General features: G+C 75.5%; 15 protein-coding genes, 2 pseudogenes and 1 riboswitch. Of the genes and pseudogenes, 7 read left to right on the top strand and 10 right to left on the bottom strand.

Annotated elements, in window-relative coordinates:
* A pseudogene (locus tag ABEA81_RS16295) lies at positions 1-459 on the bottom strand (hypothetical protein); the annotation flags it as partial.
* A 110-nt stretch (positions 460-569) separates the two neighbouring features.
* On the bottom strand, positions 570-875 hold the full coding sequence (locus tag ABEA81_RS16290) for a DUF3263 domain-containing protein (protein WP_345605931.1): 306 nt from the start codon (positions 873-875) through the stop codon (positions 570-572).
* Between the two features lie 139 nt (positions 876-1,014).
* Here ABEA81_RS16290 and ABEA81_RS16285 point away from each other — a divergent pair, with 139 nt between their 5' ends.
* Together ABEA81_RS16285 and ABEA81_RS16280 are read left to right on the top strand one after the other, a co-directional pair.
* Positions 1,015-1,587 carry a peptide deformylase gene (locus ABEA81_RS16285; RefSeq protein ID WP_345605930.1) on the top strand — a complete coding sequence of 191 codons (573 nt, stop codon included), beginning with the start codon at positions 1,015-1,017 and terminating at the stop codon, positions 1,585-1,587.
* A gap of 18 nt (positions 1,588-1,605) precedes the next feature.
* On the top strand, positions 1,606-2,217 hold the full coding sequence (locus ABEA81_RS16280; RefSeq protein WP_345605929.1) for a hypothetical protein: 612 nt from the start codon (positions 1,606-1,608) through the stop codon (positions 2,215-2,217).
* Between the two features lie 13 nt (positions 2,218-2,230).
* Here the strand turns inward: ABEA81_RS16280 and ABEA81_RS16275 are convergent, their stop codons facing one another.
* The 4 genes from ABEA81_RS16275 to thiO form a co-directional block, all read right to left on the bottom strand.
* Positions 2,231-3,136, bottom strand: a complete 906-nt coding sequence (locus ABEA81_RS16275) for a Gmad2 immunoglobulin-like domain-containing protein (protein WP_345605928.1) — start codon at positions 3,134-3,136, stop codon at positions 2,231-2,233.
* 95 nt (positions 3,137-3,231) lie between these two features.
* Positions 3,232-3,999, bottom strand: coding sequence for a thiazole synthase (gene thiG, locus ABEA81_RS16270; RefSeq protein ID WP_425570574.1), 768 nt, complete (start codon positions 3,997-3,999; stop codon positions 3,232-3,234).
* Positions 3,996-4,196 carry a sulfur carrier protein ThiS gene (thiS, locus tag ABEA81_RS16265; RefSeq protein WP_345605926.1) on the bottom strand — a complete coding sequence of 67 codons (201 nt, stop codon included), beginning with the start codon at positions 4,194-4,196 and terminating at the stop codon, positions 3,996-3,998. The genes thiG and thiS overlap by 4 nt, the downstream gene beginning before the upstream one ends.
* 3 nt (positions 4,197-4,199) lie before the next feature.
* The gene (gene thiO, locus ABEA81_RS16260; RefSeq protein WP_345605925.1) at positions 4,200-5,330 is read right to left on the bottom strand and encodes a glycine oxidase ThiO; all 1,131 of its coding nucleotides are present in this window, start codon (positions 5,328-5,330) and stop codon (positions 4,200-4,202) included.
* Positions 5,320-5,428, bottom strand: a riboswitch (TPP riboswitch). It overlaps the preceding gene by 11 nt.
* 48 nt (positions 5,429-5,476) lie before the next feature.
* Between thiO and thiE the strand changes: the two genes are divergently transcribed.
* Complete coding sequence (gene thiE / locus ABEA81_RS16255; RefSeq protein ID WP_345605923.1) at positions 5,477-6,145, top strand: thiamine phosphate synthase; 669 nt, start codon at positions 5,477-5,479, stop codon at positions 6,143-6,145.
* A 15-nt stretch (positions 6,146-6,160) separates the two neighbouring features.
* On the opposite strand, the gene ABEA81_RS16250 is transcribed toward thiE, so the two are convergent.
* Positions 6,161-6,376, bottom strand: a complete 216-nt coding sequence (locus ABEA81_RS16250; RefSeq protein WP_345605922.1) for a hypothetical protein — start codon at positions 6,374-6,376, stop codon at positions 6,161-6,163.
* A 238-nt stretch (positions 6,377-6,614) separates the two neighbouring features.
* On the opposite strand from ABEA81_RS16250, the gene ABEA81_RS16245 reads away from it, so the two are divergent.
* A complete protein-coding gene (locus ABEA81_RS16245; protein WP_345605921.1) occupies positions 6,615-7,931 on the top strand; it encodes a hypothetical protein in 1,317 nt (438 codons plus the stop codon).
* Between the two features lie 68 nt (positions 7,932-7,999).
* Here the strand turns inward: ABEA81_RS16245 and ABEA81_RS16240 are convergent.
* Positions 8,000-8,437 (bottom strand): annotated as a pseudogene (locus ABEA81_RS16240) (TetR/AcrR family transcriptional regulator C-terminal domain-containing protein); the annotation flags it as partial.
* Here ABEA81_RS16240 and ABEA81_RS16235 point away from each other — a divergent pair.
* A complete protein-coding gene (locus ABEA81_RS16235) occupies positions 8,406-8,729 on the top strand; it encodes a hypothetical protein (protein ID WP_345605944.1) in 324 nt (107 codons plus the stop codon). The pseudogene ABEA81_RS16240 and the gene ABEA81_RS16235 overlap by 32 nt on opposite strands.
* Here ABEA81_RS16235 and ABEA81_RS16230 read toward each other — a convergent pair.
* Together ABEA81_RS16230 and ABEA81_RS16225 are read right to left on the bottom strand one after the other, a co-directional pair.
* Positions 8,695-9,156, bottom strand: coding sequence for a hypothetical protein (locus ABEA81_RS16230; RefSeq protein WP_345605920.1), 462 nt, complete (start codon positions 9,154-9,156; stop codon positions 8,695-8,697). The genes ABEA81_RS16235 and ABEA81_RS16230 overlap by 35 nt on opposite strands.
* Positions 9,156-10,364, bottom strand: coding sequence for a molybdopterin-dependent oxidoreductase (locus tag ABEA81_RS16225; RefSeq protein WP_345605919.1), 1,209 nt, complete (start codon positions 10,362-10,364; stop codon positions 9,156-9,158). The genes ABEA81_RS16230 and ABEA81_RS16225 overlap by 1 nt, the downstream gene beginning before the upstream one ends.
* A gap of 102 nt (positions 10,365-10,466) precedes the next feature.
* On the opposite strand from ABEA81_RS16225, the gene ABEA81_RS16220 reads away from it, so the two are divergent.
* Together ABEA81_RS16220 and ABEA81_RS16215 are read left to right on the top strand one after the other, a co-directional pair.
* Positions 10,467-11,159: a response regulator transcription factor gene (locus ABEA81_RS16220; protein WP_345605918.1), complete on the top strand. Its 693-nt coding sequence runs from the start codon at positions 10,467-10,469 to the stop codon at positions 11,157-11,159.
* A complete protein-coding gene (locus tag ABEA81_RS16215; RefSeq protein WP_345605917.1) occupies positions 11,156-12,190 on the top strand; it encodes a sensor histidine kinase in 1,035 nt (344 codons plus the stop codon). Before ABEA81_RS16220 ends, ABEA81_RS16215 begins: the two co-directional genes overlap by 4 nt.
* Positions 12,191-12,193: the final 3 nt, after the last annotated feature.

Here is a 12,193-nt window from a genome sequence, read left to right as displayed (position 1 = left end):
GGCCGGAGCGCCCGGCGCGGGTGCGGGGGGCGGCGGGGCCGGCGCCCCGGGCGCGGGTGCGGCCTGCGGCGCCGGTTCGCCCGGCGCGGGTGCGGCCTGCGGCGCCTGCGCCCCGGGAGGCGCCTCCGCGCCGGGTGCTCCCGGCGCGGGTGCCGGCACACCGGGCGGAACGGCGCCCGGCGCGGGCTCGCCCGGCGCGGGCTCGGCGAACGACGGGACCGGAACCGCGCCGGCGTCGGTCGGTACCGGCTCGGCAGGCGGCAGCGCGGGCGGGGGCACCGTGGCGGGCACCGTGGTGGTCCTCGACGCGTCGGCCGACGGGGACACCGCCGTCGACGGGCTGCCGTTCGTGGCCATGCTCGCCAGACCGATGATCGCGGCGACGACCGCGACACCGATCAGCCCGAGTCCACCGAGCCGGAGCGGCGACGGGCCGCCACCCCCACCTGGCGTGGTCACGACCGGACCTCGACGACGCTCGCGGGCTCGATCACGCTGGCCTCCGTGTGCGTGGGGGTTCCGGTCAGTGGCGGGTCGCCGGGGCGAACCGATCGTCGATCATGCTGCCGTCACCACGGCTCGATTCCCAGGCGGCGCGCCGCACGGGTGCGTTGCCGGCTGGCGCGCAGCCGGCGCAGGCGCTTCACGAGCAGTGGGTCGACCGCCATTGCCTCGGGCTTGTCGACGAGGGCGTTGAGCACCTGGTAGTAGCGAGTGGCCGACATGTCGAACAGCTCACGGATCGCCTGCTCCTTGGCCCCCGCGTACTTCCACCACTGGGCCTCGAAGGCGAGCATCTCGCGCTCCCTGCGGTCCAGTGCGCCTGCCGCGCCGCCGGCGGGAGCGCGCCCGCTGGGTTCCGTGGCCGACTCCATCACGCTCCTCGGGGGCCTCACTCAGCGCGAATGACACGCCTGTCATTCGCGTCGGCCATTGAACCACGGGATCCGGACGAAAACCGGTGAGGCACGCGCTGCCCGATCGGGAGACGGCGGCACCACGTAGGGTCACCTCGTGTCCGTCCGTCCCATCCGCATCATCGGCGACCCCGTCCTGCACCGGCCCACCCGCCCAGTCGAGACGTTCGACGACGCGCTGAAGACGCTGGTCGAGGACATGTTCGACACCATGGCAGCCGCCGAAGGGGTCGGGCTCGCGGCGAACCAGATCGGCGTCGACCTCCGCCTGTTCGTCTACGACTGCCCGGACGAGCAGACCCGCACGCGGGTACGCGGGGTCGTCGTCAACCCGGTGCTCGAGACGTCCGAGCGGCCCGAGACCATGCCGGACCCCGAGGACGACGAGGAGGGCTGCCTCTCGGTGCCCGCCGAGCACTTCCCGACCGGCCGCGCCGACTGGGCGCGCGTCACGGGCGTGGACGCCGACGGCAAGCCGGTGGAGGTGGAGGGCCGCGGGTTCCTCGCCCGCTGCCTGCAGCACGAGACGGACCACCTCGACGGCCTGCTCTACATCGACCGGCTCGTGGGCCGCAACCAGCGCGCCGCGAAGAAGATGCTCAAGCGCAACGGCTGGGGCGTGCCCGGCCTGTCGTGGGACCCGGCCACGCAGGACGCGGAGGAGGCCTGAGAAGTACCCTCCGGCCGCATGCGGTTCTACGCCGAGCGCCCTGGCCGGGCGGGCCTCCAGCTGCTGGCCGACCTGCTGGCCGTCGGGTGGATCTGGCTGACCGCGGTCGCCGCACGCACGGTCCACGACTTCGTGCTCGCGATGCAGGGGCCCGCCCGGACGCTCGCCGGAGCGGGGGAGTCCGTCCGCGGGGCGTTCGACAACGCGGCACGCACGGCGGCGACGGTGCCGTTCGTCGGCGACGACCTCGCACGGGCGCTGGGCGCCGGTACCGGGGCCGGTGACTCGCTGGTCGCCGCGGGGAACGAGCAGATGGAGGCGATCGCGCACGTCGCGTTCGGGACCACCCTCGCCACCGTGCTGCTCGGCGTGATGCCGGTGCTGTTCCTCTGGCTGCCGCTGCGGCTGCGCTACGCGCGGCTGGCGCGCTCCGCCGTCACGGCCCGCGCCGTCGACTCCGACCTGCTCGCCCTGCGCGCCATCACCCGCAGGCCGGTCCGGCGGCTCATGCGGGTCGCCCCCGACCCGGCGGCGTCGTGGCGGCGCGACGAGCGACCCGTGGTGCACGCGCTGGCGGCCCTGGAACTGCGGAGCCTGGGCCTGCGCGCCCCGCGCACACCCCCGGACTGAGCCCCTGCCGGACTCAGGCGGACACCCTGAACCTCTTGTCGTCGGACAGGGGCGGGCGGCCCTCGCCGTCGGACGGGTCGTCCTCGCGGATGCGCACGGTGTACTCGCCGGGCTCGAGGGTCACCGTGAAGGTGAACGGCGAGAACCGCTGGCCCTCCGCCGTGCTGGTGAAGCCCTTCTCGACGAGCGCGCCGTCGCGCAGCACCTCCCAGAGCACGGTGGCCTCGAACACCGCCGACTCGCCGCGCACCTCGACCGCCCGGCCGACCCGCGCGCCGTCGGCGGGCGAGTCGATCTGCACGAGCGAGCGCACCGCGTACGGGTCGCCGCGGGGGACGGGCGCGGACGTGTTCACGGCACCCCACAGCTCGGACTCGGTGGCTCCGTCCACGACGATCCGGACCGGGTCCGTCGACCCCATCGCCGCCTGCACCGTGTACACCAGCTGCTGCACGGTCAGCTCGGCGAGCTCCGCGCCCACCTGCGCGGACCGGGCCCCGGCGAGGTCGACCACGATGGCCCCGCCGTCGCGGTGGACGGGCTCCCGCAAGGTGGTGCCGCGCGGCCAGTGGCTGTGGTAGTCGGGGTCGGTGCCGGTGGGAGCCGCGAGCATCTCCCGCACGGCGGCGCTGGCCGGGTCGCTCGTGACCACCGAGTGGAACTCCCGCTGCAGCCGGGGACCCGCCGGGGTCTCGGCGACGTAGTACACGGGCACCGCGACCCGCTCCCCGCGGTCCGGCTCGGCCGTGGGTGCCGGTGCCACCGTGGGTGGCGGCGCGGGTGCCGGTGCCGGCGTGGCGGCAGTGGGGTCCGCGGCGGGCGCACCCGCCGACGGCACCACCCGCTCGGGAGCGGAGCCGCCGCAACCGCTCACGAGCAGCACGAGAAGGACGGGCACCCACCCCGGTCGCCGGGCCATCGGACCACCTCCGGACGCAGGTTCCCGCGTGCGGGCCGGCGCATGCGATCGGCACGCCGCACCCACCCGGGTGCCCCGTCGGGATCGGGCGGGGCTCAGGCCTCGACGGCGGGGGACGAGGCCTGCGCCCAGTAGCGGCGCGGGATCCGGCCGGCCTGGCGGGCCGCCCGGCCCGCCTCCACCGCGAGGCGCATCGCGTGGGCCATCCGCTCCGGGTCGCCCGCGCGCGTGACGGCGGTGGCGAGCAGCACCGCGTCGCACCCCAGCTCCATCGCCTGCGCGGCCTCGGACGCCGTGCCGATGCCGGCGTCCAGCACGACCGGCACGCCGGCCTGCTCCACGATCATCTCGATGTTGTGCGGGTTGCGGATGCCCAGGCCCGTGCCGATCGGCGAGCCCAGTGGCATGACGGCCGCGCACCCGACGCCCTCGAGCTTGCGCGCGAGCACCGGGTCGTCGTTGGTGTAGGGCAGAACGGTGAACCCGTCGTCGACCAGCTGCTCCGCGGCGTCGAGCAGCTCGATGGGGTCGGGCAGCAGGGTGCGCTCGTCGGCCACCACCTCGAGCTTGACGAGGTCGGTTCCGAGGGCCTCCCGGGCGAGGCGTGCGGTGAGGACGGCCTCGGCGGCCGTGCGACAGCCCGCGGTGTTGGGCAGGACCTCGATGCCGAGGCGCCGCAGCAGGTCGATCACGCCGGTGCCGGTGACGGCGTCGATCCGCCGCATCGCCACGGTGGTGAGGGCGGTGCCGGACGCCACCAGCGCCCGTTCGAGGATCTCCAGGTTCGAGGCCCCGCCCGTCCCCATGATCAGCCGGGACGGGATCTTGCGGTCGCCCACCAGCAGCGATTCGTCCATGGTCATCCTCCCTGCACCGCCGTCAGCACCTCCACGCGCGCCCCGTCGGCGAGCGCGACGGTGGGCCACTCGGCCCGTGGCACGACCTCGCCGTCGACGGCGACCGCGACCCCGTTCTCGGGAGCTCCGAGCACGGCGAGCGCGTCGCGCACGCGCGCGCCGTCGGCGAGCTCGCGCTGCTCACCGTTGATCCACACCTGCACCTGCTACCTCCTTGCGAGCGACAAGCGGGCCGGGTCTGCGGCGCGCACCGGGTCCGGGACGGGGTGGCCGCGCAGCAGCGCCAGCACGGCGTCGGCGGTGACGGGCGCGAGCAGCATCCCGTTGCGGTGGTGGCCGGTGGCCACGAGCAGGCCGTCCGGACCGAGCGCGCCGATCAGCGGCAGGTTGTCCGGGCTGCCTGGCCGGAGCCCCGCGGCGCTCTCCACCAGCGCGTACTCGGCGATGCCGGGCAGGATCCGCTCGGCGTCGCGCAGCAGGTCGCGCACCCCGCCGACGGTGACCTCGGTGTCGAAGCCCTGCTCCGCCTGGGTGGCCCCGATGACGAGCCCGCCGTCGTCGCGGGGTACGACGTAGACCGGCCGGCCGTCCACCAGCGCGCGCACGGTGCGCCGCGGCGGCGGGAAGGCGCCCGCGCGGTGCGCGATCCGCAGGATCTCGCCCTTGACCGGGCGCACCAGGCCGTCGAGCACCGGGTGCAGGGCGGCCGAGTACGCGCCCGCGGCGACCAGCACCGTCTCCGCCTCGACGTCCCCGCCGTCGGTGCGGACGCGCGTGACCCGCGCGCCGTCGTCGACGACCGCACGGGCCGCGTGTTCCACGACCGTGACGCCTGCCCGCTCGGCCGCCGACCGCAGGGCGGCGAGCAGCACCCGGTTGTCGACGGCGAGGTCGCCCGGCACCGAAAGGCCGCCGCGCACGTCCGGCCCCAGCGCGGGCTCGAGGCGGCGCAGCTCCCGGCCCGAGAGCCGCTCGACGTCGCGGCCGAGGCGGCCCAGGAAGCCGGCCAGCGACTCCAGCTCGGCGCGGTCGCCGGTGCCGGTGGCCGCGACCACCGTGCCGTCGGTGCGCAACCCGGCGGGGCGCCCGGCCGCGGCCTCCAGCTCGGCGGCGAACCCGGGCCAGCGCCGCACCGCCGCCTCGCCCAGCTCCAGCAACGCCTCCTCGCCCGGCCACGCCTCCGTGACGGGCGCGAGCATGCCGCCCGCCACCCACGACGCGCCGGATGCGGGCGCCGGATCCAGCACCGTGACCCGCAGGCCGGACGCGGCCGCACGCCACGCACAGGACAGGCCGATCACGCCCGCCCCGATCACCGTCAACGAGTTCGACATCATCTCCGCTCCCTGCGCCGGCATGACCCGGATCAGGTTCGACGGTCGGGATCTGTCGGATCCCCTCTCAGCCCGCAGTACGGGCTCCCGTGCGTCACCTGCCGTTCACCCTACGCCCCGCGGCACCCGTCCGCGTAACGTCGTGGGGCGTGCCTGCCCTCGACGGCGCCACCGTGCGCAAGCGACTGGACGACGCCCGCCTGTACCTCTGCACCGGGGCCCGCCGCCGCACCGGCGACCTCGCGGAGTTCGCCGACGCGGCCCTCGCCGGCGGCGTCGACATCATCCAGCTGCGGGACAAGGGCCCGGACGGACCCCTCGAAGCCCGCGACGAGCTCGCGGCCCTGGAGGTGCTCGCCGAGGCGTGCGCCCGCCACGGCGCGCTGCTCGCCGTGAACGACCGCGCCGACGTCGCCCTCGCGGCAGGCGCCGACGTCCTGCACCTGGGCCAGGACGACCTACCCGTCCGATGGGCCCGGAAGGTGGTGGGCGACGAGGTCGTGGTCGGGCGCTCGTCGCACAGCCCGGACGAGAGCGCGGCCGCCGCCGACGAGCCGGGCGTGGACTACTTCTGCGTCGGCCCCTGCTGGCCGACCCCCACGAAGCCCGGCCGCCCGGCACCCGGCCTCGACCTCGTGCGCACGGTCGCGGGCCGCGCGCCGTCCCGGCCGTGGTTCGCGATCGGCGGCATCGACCACGCCAGGCTCGACGAGGTGCTCGCCGCGGGAGCCGAGCGCATCGTCGTGGTGCGCGCGATCACCGAGGCGGAGGACCCACGCGCCGCGGCGGCGGCGTTCGCGGCGGCGCTGCGCGGCTGACCGCGCCCGGCACGGTCAGCGCGACCGGAGCGCGCGGCGGGCCGCCCAGCGCGCCCGGTACCAGCGGATCGTCCAGAGCCAGCTCAGCCGGTCGGCCCGGCGGTACCGGCGCGCCGCCAGCGGCCGCCTCCGCCTGCTGCGGTGGCTCGTCGTCGCGGTCACGCGGTCGATGGGCGGGCCGCGCAGGACCGAGTCGTCGTCCAGGTCGTCGTTCAGCTCAGCGACGAGCACCCAGGCGGAGCCTGGACGGGCGCCCGACCGCTGCCAGACCCGTTGTCCTGGTGCAGCACCCATCACCGCGGCGGAGTTCACGGAAACCAGCGTCCCGCCCAGCCGCGCGGAAGTCGTCACGGCTCGCGGCCATCCTCACTACCGGCTGGCTGCAGTGCGGTGGGCGGGACTGGCAGGGGGTGGCCCCGTTCGCGAGCCGTAAGGATCACCGCCCCGGGTCCGGGGATAGCGTCCCCCCGTGCCGGCCACCGCCCCGACCAGATCGCGGATCTCCCGGGGCGATCTGACAGCCGTGCTCGCGGCGGCGCTGGTCGTGGTACTCGCGGCGGTGGTGGGCCGGGCACTGCTGGCGGCCGGGGTCGACATCTTCCTGCCGTTCCCGCCGCTGCTCGCCGAGTGGCTGCCGCACATCGGGCCGGGGACGCCGGCGGCGGTCGTCGTCGCGGTCCTGGTCGTGGCCAACGGGCCCGGGCTCGCGGACCGGCTGGCCTGGCGGCCGCTGCTGGGCGCGGCGTACGCGGCCGCGTTCGTGTGGACGCTGGCGCTCGCGCTCGTGGACGGCTGGCAGCGCGGGGTGGTCGAGCGGCTGACCAGCAGCCAGGAGTACCTGCACGACGTGCCCCGCGTGACCGACATCGGCGCGATGCTGCGCACGTTCGCCGACCACATACTCACCGACCGGCCCGGCTTCTGGACCACGCACGTGGGCGCGCACCCGCCCGGGGCGCTGGTCACGTTCGTCTGGCTGGATCGGCTCGGGCTCGGCGGCGGCGGTCCGGCCGGGCTGTTCGTGATGCTGGCCGGGGCATCCGCCCCGGTCGCGGTGGCCGTGGCGGTGCGGGCGCTCGGGGCCGAGCCGGTGGCGCGCCGCGCGCTGCCGTTCGGCGTGCTGCTGCCCGGTGCCGTGTGGGTGGGGGTCTCGGCGGACGGGATGTTCGCGGGGGTGCTCGCCTGGGGCGTCGCGCTGTTGGCGGTCGGGGCCGTGGGGCGCGGCCCACGGGCCGACCTCGCCGCGCTGGCCGCCGGGGTACTGCTGGGCTGGTGCCTGTACCTGTCGTACGGGCTGGTGCTCGGCGGGCTGCCCGCGCTCGCGGTGCTCGCGTCGACGCGCAGCGTGCGGGCGGGCGCGCTCGCCGCCGTCGGGACGCTCGGGGTGGTCGGCGCGTTCACCGCTGCCGGGTTCTGGTGGTTCACGGGGTTCGAACGCGTCCAGGTGATCTACGCGGCCAGCATCGCGGAGACCCGTCCCTACGCCTACTTCGTGTGGGCGAACCTGGCCGCGGTGCTGCTCGCGCTCGGTCCCGCGGTCGTGGCCGCGGCGCGGCGCGCCCCTGCCCTCCCGTCCGGCGTCGCGCTCGTCGCCGGGGCCGCCCTCGCCGCGATCCTGATCGCCGACGTGTCCGGCATGAGCAAGGGGGAGGTCGAGCGGATCTGGCTGCCGTTCGCCTGCTGGCTCGTGGTCCCGTGTGCGCTCCTGCCGCGCGCGCGGTACTGGCTCGCGGCGCAGGCCTGCCTGGCGCTGGTGATCAACCACCTGCTGCTGACGGTCTGGTAGCCCACCCGTAGAGGAACGCGCACGCCCGCCGTGACGGTCTCGACGATCTCCTCCTCCGTCGGCACGGCGCCCCGGTAGGACGGGTTGCCGACCGCGATCATCCGCATCAGCTGGAGGGCGGCGCGTTCCGGGTCGTCGGTGCGCAGCAGACCCCGGTCGGCCAGCTCGCGCAGCCGCTCGGTGAGCGCGCGGAGGACGCGCAGCGGCCCGGTCTCCAGCCACGCGTCGATCGCCTCCTGGGGGATGTGCCCGACCTCGGCGTTGACCTGGCGGACCAGCGCGAAGTGCGCGGCGTGCTCGGCCCGCACCGGTCCCGCGAACGCGATGCCGAACTCCACGAGGTCCGGCTCCGGGTCGACCACCCGGTGCAGGTAGCGCTCGATGATCGCGATCTGGGCGTCGGCGGCCCGCGTGGCGCTGTCCTGGATGACCGCGCGGAAGAGCTCCGCCTTGTCGGTGAAGTGGTTGTAGACGGTGCGCGTCGACACCGTGGCCGCGGCGGAGATCGCGTCGATGCTCGCGCGGGTGTACCCGTCGCGGGCGAAACACCGCGGCGTGCACGGCGGGGTACGCGCCGTCGAGCAGCTGCGCCTGGTGCTGGCCGAGGTGAAGGTCGCGACCGTGCGCAGCCAGGTGGCGCTCGGCACGTTCACCGACTTCGAGCTGACCGAGCCGGGCGAGCCCGGCCGGTGCCGGCCCACCGAGCACGAGGAGAAGGCGCTGCACGACATGGTGGGTGAGCTGGTGGCCTGGTCCGCTGCGCTCAAGCCGCTGCGCGAGACCGCGAACGCGGCCTGACCACCAGCCGCACCGCGTAGACGAGCGCCGAGAGCACGATCATGGCGGCCACCAGCGCCAGCCATCGGCCCAGGTAGGGCTGCTGGTCGAGGCCGGTGGCCGCCAGGTGGGTCGCCCCGCCCTGCCGGACGATGCCCGGCAGGAAGACGAGGAACGTCAGCCCGGCGCCCAGCAGCGGCACCCGCACGTGGTTGACCAGCGGCACCCGGGGCCGGGGCAGCCGGGCGAGCACGCGGTCGGCCAGCGCGTACAGCGGGAACAGCACGAGGTCGTGCACCACGGCTGCCCCGAGGAACCACCCGAGCACGTGCAGCAGCGCCGGGTCACCGAGGAGGAACGACGCGGCGTACGCGGCGAGCGCGAAGCACCCCAGCAACATCAGCAGGTGGGCCGGGCGGGCCCCGTAGCGGTCGGCGAAGCGGCGCATCACGCCTCCCGGAACTCGATCGACCGCACCCACTTCGTGCAGCGGACGCCGGGCAGCGCCGGCACGATGATCCGCGCGGGGAAGCCGTGGTCGAGGCTGAGGTCGACGCCGTTCACCTGCAACGCGAGCAGGCCGTCCGGATCGAGCACCTGCCCCGCCGTCAGCGTCCCCTGGGCGAACGGCCCGTCCTCCAGCGACGCGACGGACGCCGACGCGGGCCGCGGCACGCCGGCGAGCCCGGCGAGGTCGCGGAGGCGCACCCCGGTCCAGGTCTGCATGGTCGACCAGCCCTCGACGCACGCGATCGGCAGCCGGGCGGTGTGCTGGGGCAGCGCGGCGAGCTCCGCGCGGGAGAACGTCCGCGGGGTCGCGCCCGCCAGCGCGAGCGTCCAGCCGGCGGTGGGCACGACGCCGGCGGCCGCCGCGGTGCGGTTGACCGGGAACCCGTTCGGTCCGTCGTCCGTGGTGCGCCCCCGGGGCAGCAGGAACGCGACGTGGCGGGCGGGCCCGTCCAGCACTTGCCCGATCGAGAGCGCCGCGAGCAGCGCCGATCCGCCACCGACCAGTGCCAGCACCCCCCGCCGGCTCATCGTGGGCGGCGCCGGGTCGGGCGCGACGAGGCCGGCGTCGTCCGGCGGCTCGGGCACGGTGCGGGCCAGCGGCGTGGCGAGCTCGCGGCGCAGCGAACGGGAGCGCAGGCCGCGCACCATCGAGCGCAGCTTCAGCGCCACGTGCGCGACGAACGCCGCCACGAACACCCACGCCCCGAGGTAGTGGCCCGTGTAGAAGCTGAACCCGAACGCGTAGTCGTACTGGATGTTCAACAGCCCGGTGACGATCTCGAACAGCACGCTGCCCACGAGCAGCAGCAGCGACGCGCGCTCCAGCGCCTGCGCAGGCGAGCGGACCGGCGGCCGGGCGAACAGCTTCGGGATCACCGACCAGAGCTTCGCCAGCACGACCGGCACGAGCACGATGCCGAGCCCGACGTGCAGGCCCTGGGTCAGCCGGAAGAGCCATGACGGCCGCGTCGGCCAGTCGAACGGCGGCAGTTGCAGCAGCCCGACGTCGCCGGGCAGGCCCTGGCTCGGTCCGTAGGCGACGCGGTCGAGCAGCCCGGTGACGAGGAGGATCGGCATCCCCACGAGCAGCACCACGGCGAACAGCGAGGTCAACCAGGGACCACGCAGCGGGCTGCGGAAGCGCATGCTGGGAAAGCTAGGTCCGCGCAGCCGGTCCGGTGCCGCGGAGCGGGGATCGGTGAGCGACTCGTAAGGGTCGCGGCCACCCCGGCTCCCTAGGCTCTGCTCATGACGGCGCGCGTGCTGGTGGTGGACGACGACGCGACGGTCCGCGACGTGGTCGGGCGCTACCTCGACGAGGCCGGCTACCAGGTCGATCTCGCCGCGGACGGTCCCACCGGGCTGCGCGCGGCCAGGGAGCGCTCCCCCGACGCCGTGGTGCTCGACCTGATGCTGCCCGGCATGACCGGGCTGGACGTCTGCCGCGCGCTGCGCGCCGACGACGACCGCCTCCCGATCGTGATGCTCACGGCGCTGGGTGAGGAGGACGACCGCGTGCTCGGCCTCGAGCTCGGCGCGGACGACTACGTGACGAAGCCGTTCAGCCCGCGCGAGCTCGTGCTGCGGATCGGGTCCGTGCTGCGCCGCTCCCGCCCGCCGGAGTCGGCGGCCGAGGTGCTGGTGGACGGCGAGCTGCGGGTCGACCCGGCCGCCCGCCGCGCCTGGCTGGGCGAGCGGGAGCTGGCGTTGACCACCCGCGAGTTCGACCTGCTCGCGTACCTGATCGCCCACCCCGGCCGGGCGTACAACCGGGCGGAGCTGCTCGCCGAGGTGTGGGGCTGGGAGTTCGGCGACCAGTCCACGGTCACGGTGCACGTGCGCAGGCTGCGGGAGAAGATCGAGGCCGATCCCACCCGGCCGCGCCGGATCGCGACGATCTGGGGTACCGGCTACCGCTACGACCCCGGTGTCCCTGCATGAACGTCCTCGTCGAGCTGGCCAAGGCCGCCCCGATCGCGCTGTTCTCGGCGCTCCCGGTGGCGCTCGTCGGCGGGCTGGTCGTGCACCGCATGCGGCGCCGGTCGATGACGGCCACGATGACCGCGCTCGTGCTGGTGCCGCTCTTCGCGGCCCTCTTCGGCGTGGTGGCCACCAGCGGGTTCATGTACACGCCGCAGCTGGTGGGCACGGTCGCGGTGGTCGTCGTGGTCGCGGCGGTCACGGTGCCGGCCGGCATGCTGCTCGGTCGCAGCGTGGCCCGCGAGACGCTGTGGCAACGGGAGGCCCGCGAGGCGGAGCGGCAGGCCGAGGGGGCGCGGCGCGAGCTCGTCGCGGGCATCGGCCACGACCTGCGCTCGCCGCTCGCCGGCATCCGCGGTATGACCGATGCGCTGCTCGACGGCGTGGTGCACCGGCCCGGCGAGGTGACCGAGTACCTGCAGCGGATCCGGCAGGAGACGGTGCGGATGGCCGGGATGGTCGAGGATCTGTTCCAGCTGTCGCGCGCCACCTCGGCCGCGTTGCGGCTGCCTGCCGAGCGGCTCGCGCTCGGCGAGATCGCCTCCGACGCGGTGGCCGCCGAGGCGGCGGCGTCGGCGGCGGCCGGCGTCACCGTCGCGGCCGAGGACCCCTCCTGCTGGCCGACCGTGCTCGGCAGCGACGCCGACCTCGTGCGCGTACTGCGCAACCTGCTCTCCAACGCGATCCGGCACACGCCGGCGGGCGAGACGGTGTCGATCTCGGCAGGCACCCGTGGCACCGAGGCCTGGCTGGCCGTCCAGGACGCCTGCGGCGGCATCCCGGAGGCCGACCTCGACCGCGTCTTCGACCCCGGCTACCGGGGCACGGACGCACGCACCCCGGACGAGTCCTCCGGTGCCGGGCTCGGCCTTGCCATCGCGAAAGCGCTGGTGGAGGCGCAGCAGGGGACCATCACCGTGCGGAACGAGCCGCCCGGCTGCCGGTTCGAGGTCACGCTGCCGACGGCGGACGTGCCGGCCCGGGTCCCATAGGTC

Source organism: Pseudonocardia adelaidensis (assembly GCF_039543345.1).
Lineage (GTDB): Bacteria > Actinomycetota > Actinomycetes > Mycobacteriales > Pseudonocardiaceae > Pseudonocardia > Pseudonocardia adelaidensis.
This window is presented reverse-complemented; position numbering and strand designations above follow the sequence as displayed.